The sequence below is a fragment of the Kineococcus anabasis genome (assembly GCF_054590795.1).
Genome location: NZ_BAAIHU010000006.1, coordinates 317,364 through 340,956, shown reverse-complemented (window position 1 = coordinate 340,956; position 23,593 = coordinate 317,364). Strand labels below are relative to the sequence as shown.

Genomic DNA, 23,593 nt, shown 5'->3' with positions numbered 1-23,593 from the left:
GGCGATGACGAGCAGGCGCCGGGCGGCCGTGGCGGGTCTGCGCCGCCGCTCCGCGGAGCACCCCGGGATCTCCACCCGTTCGTGGCGGCGGCCGCCGGAGCACCTCGTGCGCGGCATGGCCCGGGACGTCGTGCTGGACATGGGCTGGGGGCGGCTGGTGTTCGGCCAGACGTTCGCCGACTCCCGCCGCGTCGTCGACGCCCTGCGCGCCGAGGAGGCCGGTGAGCGCGACATCGCCGTGTACGTCCACGACCCGCAGGTCCTGGTGGGGCTCGCCCCGCACGAGCTGTTCGTGGACCCCTCGTACACGTTCCGGCTGTCCCTGGCGCAGTACCGCCCGCCGCGCGACCCCAACCACGACGTGTTCGTCCGCATGGTGCGCTCCCGCCAGGAGCTGGAGGAGGTCAACCGCATCTACGTCTCCTGCGGCATGGTCAGCTCCGACGTGGACGTGATGTGGGCCAACCACCGCACCCGCACGTACACGTACCTCGTGGCGCTGGACACCCGCACGCAGGCCGTCGTCGGCACCGTCACCGGCGTCGACCACGTCCTGGCCTTCGACGACCCCGACAACGGCGCGAGCCTGTGGTGCCTGGCCGCCGACCCGCAGGCCGCCCTCCCGGGGGTGGGGGAGGCGCTCGTGCGCGTCCTGGCGGAGCGCTACATCGGGCGCGGGCGCGCACACCTGGACCTGTCGGTGCTGCACGACAACACCGCCGCGATCTCCCTGTACCGCAGGCTGGGTTTCGCCCCGGTCCCGCCGGTGGCCGTCAAGCGCAAGAACCCCATCAACCGCCGCCTGTACTCGCCCGGCCCGGACGGGCTGGACGAGCTGAACCCGTACGCGCGGATCATCGCCGACGAGGCGCTGCGCCGGGGGGTCCGCGTGCAGGTCACGGACGCGCCCTCGGGGGAGATGCGCCTGTCGCACGGGGGGCGGCGGGTGCTCACCCGCGAGTCGCTCTCGGAGCTGACGAGCGCGGTGGCGATGAGCCGCTGCGACGACAAGCGCGTCACCCGCCGGGTGCTGGCCCGCGCGGGCCTGCGCGTGCCGCGCGGGGTGGAGCTGTGCGCGGACGACGCCGAGGGGCTGCGGCGCGCCGCGGAGCTGGCCGCGCAGACGGGCCCGGTGGTGGTGAAACCCGCGCGCGGGGAGCAGGGCAAGGGCATCAGCGTGGGGGTGGCCGCGGCCGCGCTGCCCGCGGCGGTGGCCGCCGCGGCGCGCTTCTGCCCGGACGTGCTGGTGGAGGAGCTCGTGGCGGGCGAGGACCTGCGGGTGCTCGTCATCGACTCCGAGGTGGTGGCCGCGGCGGTGCGCCGCCCCGCCGCGGTCGTCGGCAACGGCACGGACCCGGTCCGCGTGCTCGTGGAGCGGCAGAGCCGCCGGCGCCAGGCCGCCACCCGCGGGGAGTCCAGCATCCCGCTGGACGCCACGACGGAGGCGGTCGTCGCGGACGCCGGCCACTCCCTCGACGACGTCCTGCCGCGCGGGCGGGTGCTGCAGGTGCGGCGCACCGCGAACCTGCACACCGGCGGGACCCTGGAGGACGTCACGGACGTCCTGCACCCGAGGATCGCCGACGCGGCGGTGCGGGCGGCGGGGGCGATCGGCATCCCCGTGACCGGCCTGGACTTCCTCGTGCCCGACGTCACGGGCGGCGATTACGTCATCATCGAGGCGAACGAGCGCCCCGGGCTGGCCAACCACGAGCCGCGCCCGACCGCGCAGCGTTTCGTGGACCTGCTGTTCCCCGAGACCCGGCGGGCGCCGGTGTCCTGAGGGGCGAGCGGGTCCCGCCCGCGGCGCCGGGGGTCCACGCCCCCCGGTCGCGCGGGCCGGCGGTGTGCGCGGGCCGGCGCTTCGCGCGGGCCGGCGGCTCAGCGGGCGCCGGCGAGCGGAACTCGCGCTGCGCTCGGCGAGGGTTCCTGCGCCTGCGCGGACGGGCGGGCCGGCAGGGTGACGCGCACCGTGGTGCCCCGGCCGGGTTCGCTGTCGATGCCGAGGACGCCGTGGTGGGCGACGACGACCGCGTTGACGATCGCCAGGCCCAGACCGGCGCCCTGCTGCTCGCGCGCCTCCGCCTGCCGGCCCCGGCCGAACGGGCGCAGCGCCGCCGCCTGCTCCTCGGCGGGGATCCCGATCCCGGTGTCCGACACCTCCAGGACGACGCACCCGCTCTCGCGGTGGGCGCGCACGGTGATGCTCCCGGACGGGGTGAACTTCACGGCGTTCAGCACCAGCCGGTCCAGCGTCTGCGCGAGCCGCGTGCGGTCGCCCGTGACGAGGTCCAGGGCCCCGACCTCCGCCGTGATCGTCAGGCCCCGGCAGCCGGCGACCCCGGCGTTCTGCGCGACGGCGGCGTGGACCAGCGAGCCCACGTCGACCGGCTCGAGGTGCAGCCGCACGCCGGTCGTGGACAGCTGGGCGGCGAGCAGCATGTCGTCCACGAGCGCGCGCAGGCGGGCGGTGTTGCGGCGGATCGCGTCGACGGCGGTGGCGGTGGCGTGCGGGTCCAGGCCCCCGTCGCCCAGCATCTCCAGGTAGCCCTCGATCGACGTCATGGGCGTGCGGATCTCGTGGGTGATGCGGGCGAGGAACTCCTCCTTGAGGCGGTCGGCGTCGAGCAGCCGCTCGTTGGCCGCCTCGACGGCGCGGTGGTACTGGCGCAGCTCGACGTGGGTGACGACGTGCCGGGCCAGGGTCAGCAGCGCCCGCCGCTGGGCGCCGGTGAGCTCCCGCGGGGTGTGGTCCAGCACGCACAGGCTGCCGAGGGCGTGACCCGCTGGGGACACCAGGGGTGCACCGGCGTAGAAGCGCACGTGCGGCTCGCCGGTGACGAGGGGACTGGCCGCGAAGCGGGGGTCGCGGGTGGCGTCGGGGACGACGAAGAGGCCGTCCTGCTCGATGGTGCGGGCGCAGAACGACGCCTCGCGCGGTGTCTCGCACACGTCCAGCCCGACGCGCGCCTTGAACCACTGCCGCTCGGAGTCGACCAGGCTGACCAGGGCGATGGGGGTGCCGGCGATCTCAGCGGCCAGGGTGGCGATGTCGTCGAAGTCGTGCTCGGGAGGGGTGTCCAGCAGTTCGTAGGACAGCAGCGCCGCGAGACGCTCCGCCTCCCCGTCCACCCGGCTCCCGCCCATGCGCCCGCCCCGTCCCCGCCGTGCCGTCCCCGCCGCCCCCCCATCGGCCGCCCGGGCCGCCGCCTGAGGCGCGGGCGGGTCCTGCCCGGCAGGTCACCCGGTGCGGGGGTGCGCGAGGATCGGTGCGCAGGACCACGGGGGGCCGCCAGGGCCTCCCACGGCGGGAGGAGCGGCTCGGTGGCACAGCAGCAGCGTCTGGACGGACCGGCGGGGACGGGCGCGGGCAGCGGCACGGTGGACGTCCCCGTGGACCTGGAGTACCTGCAGACGGTGCTGCTGGAGCTGCTGCGCACGCCCAGCCCCTCCGGCCGCACGGACGCGATCATGCAGTACGTGGGCGAGCGCATCACGGAGATGGGCCTGCCGTTCGACCTGACCCGCCGGGGGATGCTGCGCGCCACCCTGCAGGGGGGTTCCGGGGTGGTGCGGCGCGCGCTCATGGTCCACGCCGACACCATCGGCTGCATGGTGAAGCGGTTGCAGGACAACGGCCGCCTGGAGGTCGTGCCGGTCGGCAGCCACAGCGCCCGCTTCTCCGAGGGCGCCCACGTGACGATCTTCACGGACCACCACGAGCGCGTGTACACGGGCACGGTGCTGCCGCTGAAGAGCAGCGGGCACACCTACGGCGACGAGGTCGACACCCAGGGCGTCGGCTGGGACCAGGTCGAGGTGCGCGTGGACGAGCCGGTGGAGAGCGCCCGCGACCTGGTGGCCCTGGGCCTGCAGGTCGGCGACTTCGTGGCCCTCGACGCCAGCCCGCAGATCACCCGCGGCGGGTACGTGAAGTCCCGCCACCTCGACGACAAGGCCGGCCTGGCGGTGTGCCTGACGGCGCTGAAGGCGCTCACCGACGCGCAGGTGGAGCTGGCGGTCGCGGCGCAGTTCCTCGTCACCATCGGGGAGGAGGTCGGCTTCGGCGCCACCCACGGGCTGTCCCCGCACCTGGGGGAGATGGTCGCCGTGGACAACGCCGTCGTGGCGCCGGGGCAGTCCTCCCGGGAGGAGACGGCGAACATCGGCATGATGGACATGACGGGGCCGTTCGACTTCCACCTCTCCCGCCGCCTGCACGCCCTGGCCGACGAGCACCGGATCCCGGTGCGCCGCGACGTGTACCGGCACTACCGCTCGGACGTCGCGCCCGCGCTGGAGGCCGGGGTGGAGGCGCGCGCCGCGCTGCTGGGTTTCGGGGTGGAGTCCAGCCACGGCCACGAGCGCACCCACATCGACGGGCTGGTGGCCCTCACCAGGCTGCTGGCCGTGTACCTGCAGAGCGACCTGACGTTCCACGACTGGGACCGGCAGAACTCCGGGACGCTCGACGACTTCCCCTCCACGAGCGTGCAGCCGACGGAGCTGGAGCCGGTGGACCGCACCGTGTGGGCCGAGGCCGGCACGGAGGGGTGAGCGGGCGCGGGGCCGCGCCGCCGGGTGGGGGAGCGGCTCAGACGGTGACGTCGCAGAGGCCGGCGGAGTTGGCGCTGAGGTAGGCCAGCGCGCGTTCCATGACCTCCCCGGAGAACGGGTTGCTCTCCTCCATGCCGGCCTCGACGTACTGCCGGGAGGCCTCCCACAGGTAGCGGGCCGTCAGCTCCTGGTTGGGCTTGAGCCGGCTGGCCTCGCGGTCGCGGGCGATGTGGGCCGCGAAGGAGCTGAGGGCGCGGCCGCGCTCCTCGGGGTCGGCGTCGAGGTCCTCCCCGGTCGCGTACTCGATGAGGTCGCGGTCGGAGGCGGTGAGGAAGCGGTACAGGCTCTGGGAGTCCGGCCCGCCGAGCTTGCGGGTGCGCAGGGACGCCGACGACGTCGAGGTGCCGGCACGGGCGCCCCCGCCGACCGGTGCGCCGCCCCCGGACGCCGCACCCATCGCGGCGGGGTTCACCCCGGACGGGTTCGCCGCGGAGACCTCCATGCCATGTCCTCCCACTGCCTGCGCCGGCGGTCCTGGCGGACCTGACGAGGTTCCATCGGCAGTCACGCACGGCGACTTGAGCGGGGGTGGGTGCGCCCGTGCGGGGGACGGGCGCGGAGCAGCGCCCCCCGGGCTGGGTGGCGGGCTGGGTGGCGGGCTGGGTGGCGGGCTGGGTGGCGGCGCGGGGCGGCGGACCTGGGACGATGGTGCCGACAGGACGGCGGCGGCATGGCGAGGGCACGGGCATGACGGGCACGGGGCGGGTGCTCCTCGTCGACAACCACGACTCGTACACGTACAACCTCTTCCAGCTCCTGGCGGAGGTGACGGGCACCGAGCCGGTCGTGCTGCGCAACGACGACCCGCGCCTGGACCCCGCCGACCTCGCCACCTTCGCCGCGGTGGTGATCTCCCCGGGGCCCGGGCACCCCGGCGTCCGCCGCGACTTCGGCCTCTCCGCCGCGGTGCTGGCCGCCGCCCGCGTCCCCGTCCTCGGCGTGTGCCTGGGTCACCAGGGCCTGGCGCTGGGGGAGGGGGCGCCGGTCGTGCGCGCCCCGCGGGCCCGGCACGGCTTCGTCGACCGCATCCGGCACAGCGGCGCGGGGCTCTTCGCGGGCCTGCCGCAGGACTTCGAGGCGGTCCGCTACCACTCCCTGTGCGTGCCCGAGCCCCTGCCGCCGTCGCTGGAGGCGGTGGCGTGGGCCTCCGACGGGGTCGTCATGGCCCTGCGGCACCGCACGCGGCCGCTGTGGGGGGTGCAGTTCCACCCCGAGTCGATCGCCTCAGCCCACGGGGCGGACCTGCTGCGGGCGTTCACCGGTCTGGCGGGCGTCCCGGCGCGCCCGGCCCGGCGACCCGCCCCGCGTCCCCTGCCCGCGCCCGTACCCGTGGCGGACGGCGCGGCCGTGCACGTGCGGGTCCTGCCGACGGCGGTGGACACCGAGGCGGCGTTCGTGCGGCTGTGCGCCGGCTCCCCGCGCGCCTTCTGGCTGGACTCCGCCTCCGCCGCCACCGGCCGGGGGCGCTTCTCCTTCCTCGGCACCGCGGACGGCCCGCTCGCCGACGTCGTGCGCGCGGAGCCGGGCGGCGACCCGGCGGAGGTGCTGGCCGACCTCGGCCGCCGGCTCGCCGCGCGCCGCGTCCCACCTCCCGACGGGCTGCCGTTCGAGCTGGCCGGGGGGTACGTGGGCTTTCTCGGCTACGAGTTCGGCTCCGGCACCGGGCGCGCCGCCGCCACCCCGGACGCGCTGTGGATGTTCGCCGACCGCTTCGTCGCCGTGGACCACGCCCGGGAGCTCACCTACGCCGTCGCGCTCGCCCCGGCCGGGGAACCGGACGCGGCGCAGGAGTGGCTGCGGGCCACCTGCGCGGTGCTGGAGGGCCTGCCGCGGGGAACCGCTGCGCAGGGCGTGCCGCCGGAGGGGCTGCCCGGGCACGTCGACGCCGAGCCGTGGCTGCGCCGGGACCGCGCCGGCTACCTCGCCGACGTCGCCGCCGCGCGCGAGGCGCTGCTGGCGGGGGAGAGCTACGAGGTCTGCCTGACCGCCGAGGCCGTCGTGCCCGCCCGGGGCACCGGCCCCGGCGACGGCCTGGCGACGTACCGGCGGCTGCGGCGGGCCAACCCCGCGCCGTACGCGGCCTACCTGCGCTGCGACGACGTGGAGGTCGCCTGCTCCTCCCCGGAGCGCTTCCTCACCGTCACCGCCGCCGGGGAGGTGGCCGCCGCGCCGATCAAGGGCACCGCGCCGCGCGGCGCCACGCCGGAGGAGGACGAGCGGCTGCGGGCGGAGCTGGCGGGCAGCGCCAAGACCCGCGCCGAGAACCTCATGATCGTGGACCTGCTGCGCAACGACCTGGGCCGGGTGTGCGAGGTGGGCTCGGTCGCGGTGCCCGCGCTCATGGCGACGGAGACGTACGCCACCGTCCACCAGCTCGTCTCGACGGTCACCGGGCGGCTGCGGCCCGGGGCCGGTGCCCTGGACGCCGTCCGCGCCTGCTTCCCGCCGGGCTCCATGACCGGGGCGCCCAAGGAGCGCACGATGGAGATCGTCGACGCCCTGGAGCAGCGCCCGCGCGGGGTGTACTCCGGTGCGCTGGGCTACCTGTCCTGCACGGGCGCGGCCGACCTCGCCGTCGTCATCCGCACCCTGGTGCGCGACGGGGCGGCGTGGCGGGTCGGCGCCGGCGGGGCCGTCGTGCTCGACTCCGACCCGGTGGAGGAGTTCGAGGAGATGCTGCTCAAGGCCGCCGCGCCGCTGCGCGCGGTGCTCGACGCCTGAGCGCGCGTCAGAACCCCGCCAGCTCCCGCCAGCGCGCCGTCAGCTCCGCCGAGCGCGCCAGGGGGCGCCCGTCGAGGGAGGCCACCTCGACGACGCCGCGCACGCTGGAGGCGAACCACACCGCCCCGGCGGCCAGCAGCTCCGGCACCCGCACCAGGGCGGGCTCCACGTCGACACCCGCCTCCGCGGCCGCGGCGAACAGGGCCTCCTGGGTCGTGCCGGCGAGGATGCCCGTCGCCCCGGTCGGGGTGGTGCGCAGGGTGCCGTCCGCCCACCACAGCAGCGTGGAGGTGGGCCCCTCCAGCGCGTAGCCGTCCGTGGAGACGAACAGGGCGTCGTCCGCGCCGCGCCGCGCGGCCTCCCGCACCGCCGCCGTGTGCACCGCGTACGAGAGGGTCTTCACCCCGCCCAGCAGCCACGGCGTCTGCGCGTGCGCGTCGACGGGCGTGCCGCGCGAGAGGGTCACCACCGAGATGCCGTCGCGGCGCTGCACGGCGACGGAGGCCGGCAGCGGCGTGAGCGTGGCCACCCCGGTGGGCACCCCCGCACCGGGCAGCCCGCGGGTCAGCACCAGCTTCAGCGCGGACTCCCCGGGCGCGGCGGCCGCCAGCAGCTGCTCGGCCAGCGCGGCCCACGCGAAGCGGTCCACCGGCGGCAGCTCCATGGCCGCGGCGGAGCGCTCGAAGCGGTCCAGGTGCGCCTCCCAGCCGTGGACCCACCTGCCCTCCCCGGTCACGAGGACGCGCAGCGTCTCGAAGCACCCGTCGCCGCGGCCCAGGCCCAGGTCGTCCGCCGCCAGCACCGCCGTCGCCGGGCCCACCGGCCCGCGCCCCAGCACCGCAGCCAGGTGCCCCGGCGTGCGCCCGGTCGGGGCCGTGTCCCGCTGTCCACCCGCCGCTGTCGTCATGGCCACACTGTGGCGCACGGCCGCGCGCGAGCCGCCGTCGGATCCCCTCGGTACCATCGGAGGGTCCCAGCACGGCGTCGACGGAGGCGAAGGGCCCACCCGGGCGACCATGGCCAGTTCAGAGACCACCCCCAGCGGCACCCCCGGCACCCAGGCCCCCGCGGCCACCGCCGGCGGCGCCCCCGCCCACACCACCCCCGTGCGGCACACGATCGTCGTCCCGCCCGAGGTGGACATGCTGGCCCTCCTCGGCGCGCGCGACGAGCTGCTGCGCGTGCTGGAGCACTCCTTCCCGCGCGTCGACGTCCACGTGCGGGGCAACGAGATCAACCTCAGCGGCGCCTCGGCGGAGATCGCCCTCGTGGAGCGCCTGGTCGACGAGATGACGGCCGTGCTGGGCTCCGGCAGCGCCCTGTCCCCGGACGCGGTCGAGCGGGCGGTCGGCATGCTGCGCGCGCAGGCCGCGGGGGTCGGGCAGGACCGCCCCGCAGAGGTCCTCACCCTGAACATCCTGTCCAACCGCGGGCGCACCATCCGGCCCAAGACGGTGAACCAGAAGCACTACGTCGAGGCCATCGACCAGCACACCGTGGTCTTCGGCATCGGCCCCGCCGGCACGGGCAAGACGTACCTGGCGATGGCCAAGGCCGTGCAGGCCCTGCAGAGCAAGAAGGTCAACCGCATCGTGCTGACCCGCCCGGCGGTGGAGGCCGGCGAGCGCCTCGGCTTCCTGCCCGGCACGCTCACCGACAAGATCGACCCGTACCTGCGGCCCCTGTACGACGCGCTGCACGACATGATCGACCCCGAGTCGATCCCGCGGCTGATGGCCGCCGGGACCATCGAGGTCGCGCCCCTGGCGTACATGCGCGGGCGCACCCTGAACGACGCGTTCATCATCCTCGACGAGGCGCAGAACACCTCGGCGGAGCAGATGAAGATGTTCCTGACGCGCCTGGGCTTCGGCTCCAAGATGGTCGTCACCGGCGACGTCACCCAGGTCGACCTGCCCACCGGCACCGAGTCCGGCCTGCGCGTGGTGCAGCAGATCCTCGACGGGGTGGAGGACGTCAGCTTCTCCCTGCTGAGCAGCGCCGACGTGGTGCGCCACCGCCTCGTCAGCGACATCGTCGACGCCTACGGCCGCTGGGAGGAGTCGCGCCCGCACGCCCGCGACACCGGTGGGCGGGAGGGCTCCCGCGCCGGGGCCCGGCGCCGGTGAGCGTCGAGGTCGCCGACGAGAGCGGTTTCGCCGAGGCGCGGGGCGTGGACCAGGTGGAGATCGCCGCCCTGGCCCGGCACGTGCTCGACGCGATGCGGGTGCACCCGCAGGCGGAGCTGTCGGTCCTCCTCGTCGACGAGGAGGCGATGGAGCGCCTGCACGTGCAGTGGATGGACGAGCCGGGCCCGACCGACGTGATGTCCTTCCCGATGGACCAGCTGCGCCCGGGCCGCGAGGGCGAGACGTCCGCGCCCGGCCTGCTGGGCGACGTGGTGATCTGCCCGCAGGTCGCCGCGCGGCAGGCCGCCGCCGCGGGGCACGCCACCGCGGACGAGGTGCTGCTCCTGACGACGCACGGCATCCTGCACCTGCTGGGCTACGACCACGCCGAGCCGGAGGAGAAGGCCGAGATGTTCGGCCTGCAGCGCCGCCTCGTGCTGACGTTCCTCGCGACGATCGGGCGCCCCGGCGACCCGACGCCCACCGTGGGCCACGGTTCCGAGGGCTCCTCCGCCCGCCCGCCGGGCCGGTGACGGGCGTGGGGGCCCCCCTCGTCCCGCTGCTGCTCGCGGCGTTCGTGCTCGTCGTCCTCGCCGGCGCCCTCGCCGCCGCGGAGGCGGCCGTCGCCAGCACCCCCCGGCGCCGGGCCCGCGAGCTCGTCGCCGACGGGCGCCGGGGCGCGCACGCGCTGGAGACGGTGCTGGAGACGCCGGCCACGACCCTGACCGTCTCCACCCTGCTCAGGGTCATGGCGGAGACCGGCGCGGCGGTCCTGGTGACGGTGGCCGTGGCCGGGGTGACCGACTCCTGGTGGCAGGTGCTGCTCCTGGCGGCCCTCGGCATGGGCGTCGTGGACTTCATCCTCGTCGGCGTCGGGCCCCGCACCCTCGGGCGGCTGCACTCCGAGCAGGTCGCGCTGGCGACCGCGCCGCTGCTGGGCCCGCTGACCCGCTGGCTGGGGCCGCTGGCCGGTGTCCTGGTGCGCATCGGCGGTGCGGTCACCCCTGGCGGGACGATGCAGCACGGGCCGTTCGGCACGGAGGCGGAGCTGCGCGAGCTGGTGGACATCGCGGGGGAGACCTCCCTCATCGAGGCCGACGAGCGCGAGATGATCCACTCCGTCTTCGAGCTGGGCGACACCCTGGCCCGCGAGGTGATGGTGCCGCGCACCGACCTGGTGACGGTGCGGCGCGACACCGGCCTGGAGGAGGTGCTCTCCCTCCTGCTGCGCTCCGGCTTCTCCCGGGTCCCCGTCGTCGGCGAGGGCGGCACCGACGACATCCTGGGCATCGCCTACCTCAAGGACCTCGTGCGCGCCCTGCACGGGCACCCCCCGGCCGATCCCGCCACCCCGGTGGAGCAGATCGCCCGCCCCGCCGTGTTCGTGCCGGACAGCCTGCCGGTGGACACCCTCATGAAGCAGATGCAGCGCGGCTCCACGCACGTGGCGGTCGTCGTGGACGAGTACGGCGGCACCGCCGGGCTCGTCACGATGGAGGACGTCCTGGAGGAGATCGTCGGGGACATCGCCGACGAGTACGACCGCAACGTGCCCGAGGTGGAGCCGCTCGACGACGACGGCTACCGGGTGAGCGCCCGCCTGCACGTGGAGGAGCTCGGGGACCTGTTCGAGCTGCACATCGAGGACGAGGAGGTCGACACCGTCGGCGGCCTGCTCGCCAAGGCCCTCGGCGAGGTGCCGATCCCCGGCTCGCGCGCGCTCGCGCACGGGCTGGAGCTGGTGGCGGACCGCCGCGGCGGCCGGCGCAACCAGGTCGTGACGATCCTCGTGCACCGCTTCGAGGAGGACGAGGAGGACCCGGTGGGCCCGGACGGGCAGGAGGAGGGCACCCACGGCGCGCACCGCGCCGAGGACCCCCGGCGCGAGGGCACCGAGGACACCCGGCGCGGCACCGCGCGGCGCGAGCGGCACACCGAGAAGGAGGCCCGTCGTGGCTGAGCAGCCCCCGCACCGGTCCGGTTTCGCCTGCCTCGTGGGGCGGCCGAACGCGGGCAAGTCGACGCTGACGAACGCCCTGGTCGGGCAGAAGGTCGCGATCACCTCCAGCCGCCCGCAGACCACGCGGCACACCATCCGCGGGGTCGTGCACCGCCCGGACGCCCAGCTGATCCTCGTGGACACCCCCGGCGTGCACCGCCCCCGCACCCTGCTCGGGCAGCGGCTCAACGACCTCGTCGTGGGGACCCTCTCGGAGGTCGACGTCATCGGCCTGTGCGTCCCGGCGGACGAGCGGGTCGGCCCGGGCGACCGGTTCATCGCCGAGACCCTGGCCGCCGCGCCGCGCGCGGTGAAGGTCGCGCTCGTCACGAAGGTCGACAAGGCCTCGCGCCAGCAGGTCGCGGAGCAGCTCCTGGCGGTGTCCCGGCTCGGGGAGGAGGTCTTCGGCGGGTTCGCGGACGTCGTCCCGGCCTCGGCGCTGACGGGGGAGCAGGTGGACGTCGTGGCGGGTGTGCTGATCTCCCACCTGCCGCCGGGGCCGCGGCTGTACCCGGAGGGCGAGCTCACCGACGAGCCGGAGAACGTGATGATCGCCGAGCTCGTCCGCGAGGCCGCCCTGGAGGGTGTGCGCGACGAGCTGCCGCACTCCCTGGCGGTGGTCGTGGAGGAGATCGAGGCCCGCGAGCCCCTGCCCGGGCAGCGCCCCGAGGACGCCCTGCTGGATGTGCGGGTGTTCCTGTTCGTGGAGCGGGAGAGCCAGAAGGGCATCGTGATCGGCCGCGGCGGCGCGCGGCTGAAGGACGTCGGGACGCGGGCGCGGCGCTCCATCGAGGCGCTGCTGGGCAACCGCATCCACCTGGACCTGCGGGTGAAGGTCGCCCCCGACTGGCAGCGCGACCCCAAACAGCTGGCGCGCCTGGGCTTCTAGCGCCCGCTCCGCCCGCACCCCGTTCCCGCCCATCTCCGGGTTTCGGCGGTGGGGGGGTGTCGTCGCCCGCCCTTCTCCGGGTTTCGGCGGTGGGGGGGTGTCATCGCCCGCCCTTCTCCGGGTTCGGGCGGTGGTGGGGGTGCTCCTCAGCGCCCATCTCCGGGTTCGGGCGCTGGTCCGGGCGCTGGTCCGGGCGCGGTGAGCAGCTCCAGCACGGCCTCGGCGAGCTGGGGCGGGGCGCTCGCGAGCTCGCCGCGCAGGAGCTGGTGGTGCCCCACGTAGACGGCGTAGGTCGTCCAGGCGCGCTGCCGGGCGGTGGCCGCGTCGAGGCCCAGCTCGGTGAAGATCCTCTCCAGCGCCTCCAGGCGGCGCGTCACGACGCGGTGCAGCGCCGGGGCCACGAGCGGGTGCCCCGCCGCCGCGACCAGGGCGACCTCCAGGGGGTCCACGGCGGCGGTGAGGGTGTGCCGGACGAGGAGGGCCAGGCGCTCGCGGGCGCCGGGCAGGTCGTCCAGGGTGGTGATGACGTCCTCGGTGTCGCGCTGCTCCCACTGCGCGAGGGCGTCGCGCAGCAGGTCGGCGCGGTCGGTGAAGTGCCAGTAGAAGCTGCCGCGCGTGGCGCCGAGCTCCTTGGCGAGCCGGTCGACGGCGACGGAGTCGGGGCCGCCGGCGGCGAGGGCGCGCTGGGCGGCGTCGATCCAGTCCTGGGGGGTCAGGGTCCTGCGCGGGGTGCTCCGGGCCACGCCCGAACAGTACTGCACGGTGGCCGATCACACCTGTACGGAATCCGTACACCCCTGTATGGTCTGCTCCACGGAAGCAGACCCGGGAGGAGTGCGGCATGAGGATCGACGTCGTCAACAGCAGGGTTGTCCAGGCGCCCCCGGAACGGCTCGCGCCGCTCGTCGACGGGCTCGGCGGGCCGGGTGACCGGCTGTGGCCGGCCGCGCAGTGGCCCGCCACGGTGCTGGAGGTGGAGCGCCCCCTGCGGGTGGGCAGCCGCGGCTCGCACGGGTCGATCCGGCACACCGTCGCCGCCTACGAGCCCGGCCGGCGCGTGGACTTCACCGCCGACCCGGCGTGCGGCCTGACCGGCGGGTTCTCGGTGTCCGTCGAGGGGCCCGCGGGCGGTCCGAGCACGGTGAGCGTGCCTCTGTCGGTGGAGCTCGCCCCGCGGATGCGGCCCCTGGCGCCGCTGCTGCGGGTGGCGCACCACGCCGTCGTGGAGGACCTCCTCGACAACGCCGAGCGGGCCGCCACCGGCACGGTCGCCACCCCCCGCAGCGCCCCGCTGTGGCTGCGGGCGCTCACCGAGGCCGACCTGCAGGTCCGCGGCGGCGCCCCGGCGGGCCGCCCCGGGGGGCACGGGCAGCTGGCGCGCGCCGGTGCCGTCGCGGTGCCCGCGGTGCTGCTGGCGCTGGCCGCCGTCCACGGCGGCTGGGCGCTGGGCTGGCGCTGGCCCGGCACCGACGACCGCTCCTGGGCGGACCGGGTCATCGGCTCGCGCTCGGCCCCACCGCCGCCCGGTGCGTGCTGGGCGGTGGCGGCCGGGCTGACCGCGGCGGCCGCGGCCGTGCGCGCCGCGGACGCCGGGGCGGGCGGGGCCCCGGTGCGCGCGGCGGCCCGGGCGGTGGCCGCGGCCTTCGCCCTGCGCGGCGCGGCCGGTGCGGTGAGCTCCCTGCTCACCCGCCGCCGGGGGGAGTACGAGCGGCTGGACCTGGCGGTGTACTCCCCGCTGTGCCTCGCGGTCGCGGCGGGCACCACCGCGGTCGCCGGCCGCGCCGCACGCCGCGCCGCGACCCCCTGACACCTCCGCGCGGCGGCCGGTGCGGGGCGGTGCGGGGCCGCGGCGGGCGGGGCTCCGCGTGGACGCCCCGCGCCGCCGCCGCGTAGGGTGGACGCGTGGTCGGTCGGGAGCTCCTCCTCCTTCGCCGCCGCGGCGGGGCCAGCTAGGCCGGTCATCCCGCCGCGGGACCTCGACGTGCGCCGGCCGCGCCCGCACCACCACCCGCCGCTGTGGCGGGTGATCGAGGAGGACTGAGGAAGTGCGCAACACCCAGAAGCCGTCGCCCATGCCGGTGCACCGCTACCGGCCGTTCCACGAGCAGATCGCCGTCGACCTGCCCGACCGCACCTGGCCGGACAAGCGCCTCGAGAAGGCCCCGCGCTGGTGCGCGGTGGACCTGCGCGACGGGAACCAGGCGCTGATCGACCCGATGAACGCCGAGCGCAAGCTGCGGATGTTCCAGCTGCTCGTGCGCATGGGCTACAAGGAGATCGAGGTCGGTTTCCCCTCCGCCAGCCAGACGGACTTCGACTTCGTCCGCCTGCTGGTCGAGCAGGACCTGATCCCCGACGACGTGACGATCCAGGTGCTGACGCAGGCCCGCGAGCACCTCATCGAGCGGACCTACGAGTCCCTGCGCGGGGCGAAGCAGGCGATCGTGCACCTGTACAACTCCACCTCCGTGCTGCAGCGGCGGGTGGTGTTCGGCAGCGACGAGGACGGCATCGTCGACATCGCGCTGCAGGGCGCCCGGCTGTGCCGCAAGTTCGAGGAGTCCGTCCCGGGCACGCAGATCTACTACGAGTACTCCCCGGAGTCCTACACCGGCACCGAGCTGGAGTTCGCGGCGCGCATCTGCAACGAGGTCCTCGGCGTGTTCGAGCCGGCACCGGACCGCAACGTCATCGTGAACCTGCCGGCGACGGTGGAGATGGCGACGCCGAACGTCTACGCCGACTCCATCGAGTGGATGTCGCGGAACCTGGCGCACCGCTCCGACGTCATCCTGTCCCTGCACCCGCACAACGACCGCGGCACCGCCGTGGCGGCGGCGGAGCTGGGTTACCTCGCCGGCGGGGACCGCATCGAGGGCTGCCTGTTCGGCAACGGCGAGCGCACCGGCAACGTGTGCCTGGTGACGCTGGGGCTCAACCTGTTCAGCCAGGGCGTGGACCCGCAGATCGACTTCTCCGACATCGACGAGATCCGCCGCACCGTGGAGCACTGCAACCAGCTCGCCGTGCCGGAGCGCCACCCCTACGGCGGGGACCTGGTGTACACGGCGTTCTCGGGTTCGCACCAGGACGCCATCAAGAAGGGCTTCGACGCGATGGAGCGCGACGCGGCGGCCGCGGGCCACGGCGTCGACGAGCACGGGTGGGCGGTGCCGTACCTGCCGATCGACCCCAAGGACGTCGGGCGCAGCTACGAGGCCGTGATCCGCGTCAACAGCCAGTCCGGCAAGGGCGGCGTGGCGTACCTGATGAAGTCCGAGTACTCCCTGGACCTGCCGCGCCGGCTGCAGATCGAGTTCAGCCGCGTGGTGCAGGAGCGCACCGACGCCGGCGGCGGCGAGGTCACGCCGGCCCACATGTTCGAGATCTTCTCCGACGAGTACCTGCCGGCGGCGAGCACGCAGGCCCGGTGGGGCCGCTTCGCCCTGGCGGGCACCCGCACCGCCAGCGGCCCGGGCGGGGACACCCTGGAGGTGGACCTCGTCGACACCGGTGAGGCGGTGACGCTGACGTCGCGCGGCAACGGGCCGATCGCCGCGTTCTGCGCGGCGCTGGCCGAGCGCGGGGTGGACGTGCGGGTGCTGGACTACGCCGAGCACGCCATGAGCGCCGGTGGGGACGCGCAGGCCGCGGCGTACGTCGAGTGCGCCGTGGACGGACGGGTGCTCTGGGGCGCCGGCATCGACCCCAACATCACGACGGCGTCGCTGAAGGCGATCGTCTCGGCCGTCAACCGCGCCCTGCGCTGAGCCCGGGCCCCGCCGCCACCCGGGCCCGGCCGCCCGCGTGGCGGCGGGGCCCGGGTGTCGCACGCGGCGACTACGATCACCTGCACCGCCCGCTCCTGGGCGCCGGGACAGGAAGGGGGCGGGCCGCGGTGTCCGACGCTCCCGGCGTGCTGGTGCCCCTGGGGGACTTCGGTCCCTTCGACGCCCTGGCGGAGCGGGCGCACGGCCTCTACCTCGACGGTTTCAGCGAGCGGGCGGTGCGGGCCGCGCGCGAGGGACTGCTCCTGTGCGAGGCCGCCGGGGACGAGCGCACCGCCCGGTTCCTGCAGTTCATCAGCGGCATCGCCCTGCACCAGCTGGGCCGGCACGCCGAGGCCGCCGACGCCGCCGGGCTCCTGCTGCGCCGGCTGGACGGCGACGGCGACACGATGTGGCGCGCCAAGGCCCTGGCGCTGCTGGCCGAGATCCGCGTCGACCTCGGGATGACGACGCTGGCGATGGACCACCTCGCCGAGGGGCGCACGCTCCTGGCGGGCGCCGCCGGGGGCGGGTACAACCGGCTGGCCGCGACGATGGCGGTGGCCCTGGCGCTGCGGGCGCTGGTGCTCTTCGAGCCGGCGGACGAGCTGATGATGTCGGTCTCGACGGCGGCCGGGTACTCCCAGCGCATCCAGCTCACCGTGGTCCAGGAGGCCGCGGTCCTGCGGGTGTCGTGGGGCGCGATGCTGGAGCTGGTGGGCCGGGCCGACGAGGCGCACGGGCACTACCACGAGGCGCTGTCCAGGGCGGCGCGCATGCGGTCCCTGGCCCGGGACGTCGGCTACCCGGAGATGGAGGCGCGCGCCCGGGCCGTCGAGGGTTTCGTCCTGGAGCGCCTGGGCGCCGGCCTGCTCGCCGAGGCCGAGCTGCGCGGCGCGATGGCCGGCTTCCGCCAGCGCGAGGAGCTCGCCGAGACGCAGATCGCCCGCATCGGCCTGGCGCTGGCGGTGTCCGCGCGCGGCGGGCACGCCGAGGCGCGGGAGCTGCTGGAGGGGGTCAACCGCACGGTGCGGCGCACCCACGTGGACGTGTGGGCGCAGACGGCGCTGTCGGCGACCGCCCGCGTCGCGCTCGCCGAGCACGGCGACCACCCGGTCGTGGCGCCCCTGACGGAGCTGGCGCGGGCGTCGCTGCTGCGGCTGTGGGCGGACCGCCAGGGCCGCTTCGAGGCGCTGCAGGACCGGATGCGGGTGCGGGAGATGACCGCGCAGGCCGAGCGGCGCGAGCGCGCGGCGCTGGAGGACCCCCTCACCGGGGTGGGCAACCGCCGCCTGCTGCTGCAGGTGCTGGAGCGGGCCGACCGCCGCTTCGCCGCGGTGTTCGCCGACGTGGACCGCTTCGCCCGGCTCAACGGGCGGTTCTCCCACGAGGTGGGCGACGAGGTCCTGCGCCGCGTCGCGGACGTCCTGCGCCGCGCGTGCGGGCCGGGGGACGTGGTGGTCCGCTACGGCGGTGACGAGTTCGTGCTGCTGCTGGCCGCGCCGGACGCCGACCCGGGGCTCCTCGCGGAGCGGGTGCGGGCCGCGGTGGCGGCGCAGCCGTGGGCGGAGCTGGCGCCGGACCTGGCCGTGACGGTCACCGTGGGTGTGGGGCGCAGGGCCCCGGCGGCGGACGCCCTGGCGGAGGCGGACGCGGCGTGCACCGCCGCCCGCCGGGCCGGGCACGACCCGGGGCACGCGGCGAGGGCCGGGAGGGCGTCGTGAGCTACTACCGCGACGAGGCGGTCGTCCTGCGGGCGCAGAAGCTCGGCGAGGCCGACCGCATCATCACCCTGCTGACCCGCCACCACGGCCGGGTCCGCGCGGTCGCCAAGGGCGTGCGCCGCACCTCCTCCCGCTTCGGTGCGCGTGTGGAGCCCTTCACCGCGGTGGACGTGCAGCTGCACTCCGGGCGCAACCTCGACATCGTCACGCAGGTGGAGGTGCTCGCCCCGTACGGGCAGGTGATCGTCGCCGACTACGCCCTCTACACCGCGGCCAGCGCGATGCTGGAGACGGCGGAGCGGTTCACCGAGGCGGAGGGCGAGGCCGCCACCCAGCAGTACCTGCTGCTGGTGGGGGCGCTGCGCACCCTGACGGCGCGCCGGCACGACCCGGCCCTGGTGCTCGACGCGTTCCTGCTGCGCTCCCTGGCGGTGGCGGGGTACGCGGCCAGTTTCGTCGACTGCGCCCGCTGTGGTGCCGCGGGCCCGCAGCGGGCGTTCGCCGTGGCCCTGGGCGGGGCGGTGTGCCCCTCGTGCCGGCCGCCGGGCTCGGCGGCACCGGACCCGCGGACGCTGGAGCTGCTCGCCGCGCTGCTGACCGGCAACTGGGCCGCCGCCGACGCCAGCGACCCCCGCCACCGCAGGGAGGGCAGCGGGCTGGTCGCGGCGTACCTGCAGTGGCACCTGGAACGGGGGATCCGCTCCCTGCGCCACGTGGAACGCGTGTGAGGGTGGAGCGGTGAGCGACAGCACCGACAGCACCCCCCGGACGAGGTTCGGCCGGCGGCGGGCCCCGGCCCCGCAGGCCCGTGAGGTCCAGCCCCCGCCGCCGCACCCGTCCGGTGCGCGGCCCCCGCGGATCCCGGCCGGGCTGGTCCCGAACCACGTCGGGGTCGTCATGGACGGCAACGGCCGCTGGGCCAACCAGCGCGGCCTGCCCCGCAACGAGGGCCACCGCCGGGGGGAGGCGTCCCTGCTGGACGTGGTGGCCGGTGCCATCGAGATCGGCGTGAAGCACCTGTCGGCGTACGCGTTCTCCACGGAGAACTGGCGCCGCAGCCCCGACGAGGTGCGCTTCCTGATGGGTTTCAACCGGGACGTCATCCGCCGCCGCCGCGACCAGATGCACTCCTGGGGGGTGCGCGTGCGCTGGGCGGGCCGCCGGCCCCGGTTGTGGCGCAGCGTCGTCGCGGAACTGGAGGCCGCGGAGGAACTCACCCGCGGCAACGACGTGCTGACGCTGACGATGTGCGTGAACTACGGCGGCCGCGCGGAGATCGTCGACGCGACGCGCGCGATCGCCGCCGAGGCCGCCGCGGGCCGCCTCGACCCCGCGAGGATCGACGAGCGCACCATCGCGAGGTTCCTCGACGAGCCCGACATGCCGGACGTGGACCTGCTCTGGCGCTCCTCGGGGGAGCAGCGCACGTCCAACTTCCTGCTGTGGCAGTCGGCGTACGCGGAGATGGTGTTCTCGGACGTGCTGTGGCCGGACGTGGACCGGCGCTCCCTGTGGGACGCGATCTCCGTCTACGCGAGCCGGGACCGCCGCTACGGCGGTGCGCTCGACACGCCGGTGGCCGAACAGCCCGCGGACGGCGGAACGGCCGGCGCGGAGGGGTGAACCCCCGCGCCGGCCGCAGCCGTGCGTCAGTCGATCAGGACGTCAGGCCAGCGGGCGGTCGGTGCGCCCGGCGGACTCGCGGACCTCGGCGTCGGTGAGGTGCACCGCGCCGGCCTCCGGGTCGGCCAGGGCGTCGGACGTGGAGCCGGTGAGGGACTCGGTGGTCCCCATCGGCGCGACCGGCGTGGTCTCGCGGACCGCCGCGTCGGGGGTGACGCCGGCCTCGCGGACCTCGGTGTGCGAGGTCACCGTGGTCGCCGGGACGTCGGTGGCCTCGACACCGGACTCACCCGACTTCTTCGTCGCCGCCAGGGCCGCGGCGGCCGCCGCGGCGGCCACCCCGAGACCGGCGGCCACGGCCTTGCCGGAGACGCCCGCGCTGCCGGAGTCGCCCAGGGAGGCGGCGGCGTGCGCGACACCCGGCGCGCCCTGGGTGCTGCCCTCGGCGACGGTGCCGCGCCACGCGCCCGTGGCGTAGCCCTCGGCCTCGATGAACGCCTTGAAGCGGTCGAGGTCACCGCTCGCCTGACGTTCGACGACGTTGAGGAAGTCGCCGACCTTCTCCACCAGGCCCTCGGGCTCGTACTCCAGCTCGAGGTTGACGCGGGTCTGCCCGCCGAGGTCCTCGAACGTCACCGCGCCGGCGTTCGTGGCGCCCTCCGTGGCGGCCCAGGCGACCTTGCGGTCCGGGACCTGCTCCAGGATCTGGGCCTCCCAGCGGCGGCGCACACCGGCGATCTCGGCGACCCACTCCTGGCGGGTGTCGGAGAGCTGGGTGATGCTCTGCACACCGCTCATGAAGTGGGGGAACTCCTCGAACTGCGTCCACTGGTTGTACGCGACGCTGACCGGCACGTCCACCACGATCGACTTCTCGACACGCGTGACCATGACGTCTCCTTCCTCGACGGCGTGGGCGGGGACGGGGTGCGTCCTCGCCGCTTTCCGCGATCGAGTATCGACCGGGACGCCGCGGCCCGCCCGTCGAAACCGGGGCGGGACGCGCCCGGTCCGCACGCGACGGCGCCCGGAGGGGGTTCCCCGTCCGGGCGCCGTCGCGTGCGGGGCCGGTGTCCCGGCCGGTGCCTCAGCCCGTGTTGCGCATCCCGGCGGCGATGCCGTTGATGGTGAGCAGCAGCGCCCGGCGCAGCGCCGGGTCCGGGTCGTCCCCGGCCGCGCGGGAGCGGGCCAGCAGGTTCACCTGCAGCGCGTGCAGCGGCGCGAGGTACACGTCGCGCAGCTCCAGCGTCCGGCGCAGCAGGGGCGCGGCCTCCAGCAGCGACTCCTGGCCCGTGATGAGCAGGACCTCCGCCACGGTCCGCTCGTGCTCGGCGCGGATGGTGTCGAACACCTCCCGCACCGCCGGGTCCACCAGGGCGTCGACGTAGCGCGCGGCGATCGTGAGGTCCGTCTTGGCCAGCGTCATCTGCACGTTGGAGATGAAGCTGCGGAAGAAGCGCCACTGCGCGAACATCTGCGCCAGCGTCTCGCCGCCGATGGCCTCCCGGGCCGCGGCCAGGCCGCTGCCCACGCCGAACCAGCCCGGCACGTTGATGCGGCTCTGCGTCCAGCCGAACACCCACGGGATCGCGCGCAGGTCCGCCAGCCCACCGGCACCGCCGGGGCGCCGGGAGGGCCGCGAGCCGATGTTCAGGTGGCCGAGTTCCTCCACGGGCGTCGCCGCCAGGAAGAACGGCATGAGCTTCTCGCCGCCCACCAGCGCCCGGTAGGCCTCCTGGCCCTTCGCGGCGACGAGGTCCATCGTCTCGTCCCACGAGTCGAGGACCTCGCGCGAGAGCTGCGACTGCCGGTGCAGCGTGGAGGCCTCCAGCACCGCCGAGACGGCGACCTCCAGGTTGTGCCGGGCCAGGCGCGGCAGCACGTACTTGTCGGAGATCACCTCGCCCTGCTCGGTGACCTTGATGGGCCCGTCCAGGCTGCCGTAGGGCTGGGCGAGGATCGCCTCACCCGTCGGGCCGCCGCCGCGCCCCACCGACCCGCCGCGGCCGTGGAAGAGGCGCAGCACCACCCCGTGCCGGTGCGCGACGTCGCGCAGCGCGCGCTGCGCACGGTGGATCTGCCAGCGGGAGGCGGCGATCCCGGCGTCCTTGCTGGAGTCGGAGTACCCCAGCATGATCTCCTGCACGTTCCCGCGCGCCGCGACGACCCGCCGGTAGGACGGGTCCGCCAGCAGCCCTTCCAGCAGCGGCTCCGCGGCCTCCAGCTCCGCCACCGTCTCGAACAGCGGCACGAACCCGATCCGGGCGCTGTCCTGCGCGGGGTCCGGGCCCAGGTCCACCAGGCCCACCTCGCGGCCCAGGACCACGACGGCCAGCAGGTCGTCGATGCCCTGCGTCATGGACACGATGTAGCTCTCGACCGCGTCCTCGCCGTACACGTCCACGACGTGGCGCACGGTGCCGAACAGCTCCACCACCTCCGCGGCGGTGCCCGTGAAGCGGTGCGCCGCGGTGCCGATGAGGGGGCGGTTGCCCGCCAGCTCCCGCGACAGCAGCCGCAGGCGCTCGGGGCGCTCCAGCTCCGCGTAGGGCCGGTCCAGCTCCCCGAGGCGGTCGTACGCGGCGGCCAGCGCGGCGTGGTGCCGCCCGGCGTGCTCGCGGATGTCCAGGGTCGCCAGGCTCAACCCCACCGAGCGCGCGGTGCGCACGAGCCGGGCCACCGGCCCGTCGGCGATGAGGGCACCGTCCCCGGCGCGCAGCGACTCCGAGATCACCGCGAGGTCGGCCAGCAGCCCCGAGACGTCGGCGTAGTCGCAGCCCGGGGAGTGCGGGGTGCCGGCGGCGAACCGGGCCGCGGTGGCCTCCAGGCGGGCCTTCACGAAGGACAGCTTCAGCCGGTACGGCTCCTCGACGTTGAGCCGGATGTGCGCGGCGTGCACCGCGGGCAGCAGCTCCGCGTCGCGCGCCAGGCTCTCGCGCAGCTCCTCGCTGACGTCGACGATCTTCACCGACGACGCGAGCTGCTTGATGAGGTCGTCGATCCCCGCCAGCAGCACGTCGAGCGCCGCGGTGTGCTGCAGGCGCAGCACGTCCAGCGTCACCTGCGGGGTGATGTTCGGGTTGCCGTCGCGGTCGCCGCCGACCCAGCTGCCGAAGCGCAGCGGCCGCGCGGTCGGCCCCAGCTCCAGCCCGATGCGCCCCAGCTCCCGGTCGAGGTCCTCCAGCAGGTCGGGCAGCACCGAGGAGGCCAGGGTCGTGAGGTAGTAGTGCGCCGAGCGCGCCTCGTCCGCCGGGCGCGGGCGCTCCACGCGCAGCTCGTCGGTCTGCCACAGCAGGTCCACCAGCTCCGCCAGGCGGCGCTGCCCGCGCGCCGCGTCGCCGGGGCGCTGCCGGGGGTCCTCCGACGACTCGATGATCTCCGCGATGCGCAGCAGCAGGTCCAGGACCGAGCGGCGGCTGGACTCCGTGGGGTGCGCGGTGAAGACCGGCCGCAGCTGCACGCGGTCCACGATGCGCTGGGCGGACTCCCGGTCCAGCTCCCCCGACCCGATCGCGGCGGCGATGTGGTCCACGGTGGTGGGCAGCGCACCGGCGGTCCGCAGCGTCAGCTCCTGCCCGCGGTGCAGCTGCTCGGAGATGTTGGCGAGCTGGAAGTACGCGGTGAAGGCGCGGGCCAGCACGATGGCCGTGTGGTCGTCGACCCCGGACAGCAGCCTGCCCAGCTCGTCGCCGCCGTCGCGGTTGCGGGCCAGGCGGCGCACGTCCTCCACCAGCTCCAGCAGGTGCGCGCCCTCGTGCCGCGTCAGGGCCTCCCCGAGCAGCTCCCCGAGGCGGCGCACGGAGGCGCGCAGCGCCGCGTGGGTCTCGTCGGAGAGCACCCCGGCCTGCGCGAGCAGGTCGTGCGGGGCGTGGTCGGGGGCCGGGATCCCCTCGGGCCCGGTGGCCTGCGTCTGGGTCCTGCTGTCCCCGGGCGTGGTCGTGGTCATGGTCCGCACCGTCCCTGATGCTGCTCGCGGGTATCGGCGCTGATACCGCTGTGCTGACGTGCCGTGGTCCGGCCGGCCGGGAGCGGCCGCGTCCGTAGTCTGACGGTACTGCGCGGCAGGTCAAAGCCGGGGGCCGGACGGGTGACGGGGGCCCCCACCTGGTGTGGCCGCGCCGCGA

Annotated in this window: 18 protein-coding genes; 12 read left to right on the top strand and 6 right to left on the bottom strand. The window is 75.6% G+C overall.

Annotated features, from left to right (window positions below):
• Positions 1-4 precede the first annotated feature (4 nt).
• The gene (ngg, locus tag ACYQBY_RS10365) at positions 5-1,783 is read left to right on the top strand and encodes an N-acetylglutaminylglutamine synthetase (RefSeq protein ID WP_459643768.1); all 1,779 of its coding nucleotides are present in this window, start codon (positions 5-7) and stop codon (positions 1,781-1,783) included.
• Between the two features lie 98 nt (positions 1,784-1,881).
• Here the strand turns inward: ngg and ACYQBY_RS10360 are convergent, their stop codons facing one another.
• The gene (locus ACYQBY_RS10360; protein ID WP_459643767.1) at positions 1,882-3,147 is read right to left on the bottom strand and encodes a GAF domain-containing sensor histidine kinase; all 1,266 of its coding nucleotides are present in this window, start codon (positions 3,145-3,147) and stop codon (positions 1,882-1,884) included.
• A 234-nt stretch (positions 3,148-3,381) separates the two neighbouring features.
• On the opposite strand from ACYQBY_RS10360, the gene ACYQBY_RS10355 reads away from it, so the two are divergent.
• Positions 3,382-4,557: an osmoprotectant NAGGN system M42 family peptidase gene (locus ACYQBY_RS10355; protein ID WP_459643867.1), complete on the top strand. Its 1,176-nt coding sequence runs from the start codon at positions 3,382-3,384 to the stop codon at positions 4,555-4,557.
• 37 nt (positions 4,558-4,594) lie between these two features.
• On the opposite strand, the gene ACYQBY_RS10350 is transcribed toward ACYQBY_RS10355, so the two are convergent.
• On the bottom strand, positions 4,595-5,059 hold the full coding sequence (locus tag ACYQBY_RS10350) for a hypothetical protein (RefSeq protein WP_459643766.1): 465 nt from the start codon (positions 5,057-5,059) through the stop codon (positions 4,595-4,597).
• A 245-nt stretch (positions 5,060-5,304) separates the two neighbouring features.
• Here ACYQBY_RS10350 and ACYQBY_RS10345 point away from each other — a divergent pair, with 245 nt between their 5' ends.
• On the top strand, positions 5,305-7,338 hold the full coding sequence (locus ACYQBY_RS10345; RefSeq protein WP_459643866.1) for a chorismate-binding protein: 2,034 nt from the start codon (positions 5,305-5,307) through the stop codon (positions 7,336-7,338).
• Between the two features lie 7 nt (positions 7,339-7,345).
• On the opposite strand, the gene ACYQBY_RS10340 is transcribed toward ACYQBY_RS10345, so the two are convergent.
• Positions 7,346-8,245, bottom strand: a complete 900-nt coding sequence (locus ACYQBY_RS10340) for an aminotransferase class IV (RefSeq protein ID WP_459643765.1) — start codon at positions 8,243-8,245, stop codon at positions 7,346-7,348.
• Positions 8,246-8,354: 109 nt separating this feature from the next.
• On the opposite strand from ACYQBY_RS10340, the gene ACYQBY_RS10335 reads away from it, so the two are divergent.
• From ACYQBY_RS10335 to era, 4 genes are read left to right on the top strand one after another with little or no spacing between them, the layout of a single operon-like run.
• Entirely contained in the window at positions 8,355-9,467 is a 1,113-nt protein-coding gene (locus ACYQBY_RS10335; RefSeq protein ID WP_459643764.1) for a PhoH family protein, read from the top strand.
• Complete coding sequence (gene ybeY, locus ACYQBY_RS10330; RefSeq protein WP_459643763.1) at positions 9,464-10,000, top strand: rRNA maturation RNase YbeY; 537 nt, start codon at positions 9,464-9,466, stop codon at positions 9,998-10,000. Before ACYQBY_RS10335 ends, ybeY begins: the two co-directional genes overlap by 4 nt.
• A 5-nt stretch (positions 10,001-10,005) precedes the next feature.
• Positions 10,006-11,427, top strand: coding sequence for a hemolysin family protein (locus ACYQBY_RS10325; protein ID WP_459643762.1), 1,422 nt, complete (start codon positions 10,006-10,008; stop codon positions 11,425-11,427).
• Positions 11,420-12,355, top strand: a complete 936-nt coding sequence (era, locus tag ACYQBY_RS10320; RefSeq protein ID WP_459643761.1) for a GTPase Era — start codon at positions 11,420-11,422, stop codon at positions 12,353-12,355. Before ACYQBY_RS10325 ends, era begins: the two co-directional genes overlap by 8 nt.
• A gap of 146 nt (positions 12,356-12,501) precedes the next feature.
• Here the strand turns inward: era and ACYQBY_RS10315 are convergent, their stop codons facing one another.
• A complete protein-coding gene (locus ACYQBY_RS10315; protein ID WP_459643760.1) occupies positions 12,502-13,098 on the bottom strand; it encodes a TetR/AcrR family transcriptional regulator in 597 nt (198 codons plus the stop codon).
• 98 nt (positions 13,099-13,196) lie between these two features.
• Here ACYQBY_RS10315 and ACYQBY_RS10310 point away from each other — a divergent pair, with 98 nt between their 5' ends.
• From ACYQBY_RS10310 to ACYQBY_RS10290, 5 genes are all read left to right on the top strand, one after another.
• Positions 13,197-14,162 (top strand): DUF3995 domain-containing protein, encoded by a 966-nt coding sequence (locus ACYQBY_RS10310; RefSeq protein WP_459643759.1) that lies wholly within the window; start codon positions 13,197-13,199, stop codon positions 14,160-14,162.
• 265 nt (positions 14,163-14,427) lie between these two features.
• On the top strand, positions 14,428-16,125 hold the full coding sequence (gene leuA, locus ACYQBY_RS10305) for a 2-isopropylmalate synthase (protein WP_459643865.1): 1,698 nt from the start codon (positions 14,428-14,430) through the stop codon (positions 16,123-16,125).
• A gap of 128 nt (positions 16,126-16,253) precedes the next feature.
• On the top strand, positions 16,254-17,846 hold the full coding sequence (locus tag ACYQBY_RS10300) for a diguanylate cyclase (RefSeq protein WP_459643758.1): 1,593 nt from the start codon (positions 16,254-16,256) through the stop codon (positions 17,844-17,846).
• The gene (gene recO, locus ACYQBY_RS10295; RefSeq protein WP_459643757.1) at positions 17,843-18,574 is read left to right on the top strand and encodes a DNA repair protein RecO; all 732 of its coding nucleotides are present in this window, start codon (positions 17,843-17,845) and stop codon (positions 18,572-18,574) included. Before ACYQBY_RS10300 ends, recO begins: the two co-directional genes overlap by 4 nt.
• Positions 18,575-18,584: 10 nt before the next feature.
• Entirely contained in the window at positions 18,585-19,469 is an 885-nt protein-coding gene (locus ACYQBY_RS10290; protein ID WP_459643756.1) for an isoprenyl transferase, read from the top strand.
• Between the two features lie 42 nt (positions 19,470-19,511).
• Here the strand turns inward: ACYQBY_RS10290 and ACYQBY_RS10285 are convergent, their stop codons facing one another.
• Positions 19,512-20,360, bottom strand: a complete 849-nt coding sequence (locus ACYQBY_RS10285) for an SRPBCC family protein (RefSeq protein WP_459643755.1) — start codon at positions 20,358-20,360, stop codon at positions 19,512-19,514.
• A 196-nt stretch (positions 20,361-20,556) separates the two neighbouring features.
• Positions 20,557-23,415 (bottom strand): phosphoenolpyruvate carboxylase, encoded by a 2,859-nt coding sequence (gene ppc, locus ACYQBY_RS10280; RefSeq protein ID WP_459643754.1) that lies wholly within the window; start codon positions 23,413-23,415, stop codon positions 20,557-20,559.
• Positions 23,416-23,593 lie beyond the last annotated feature (178 nt).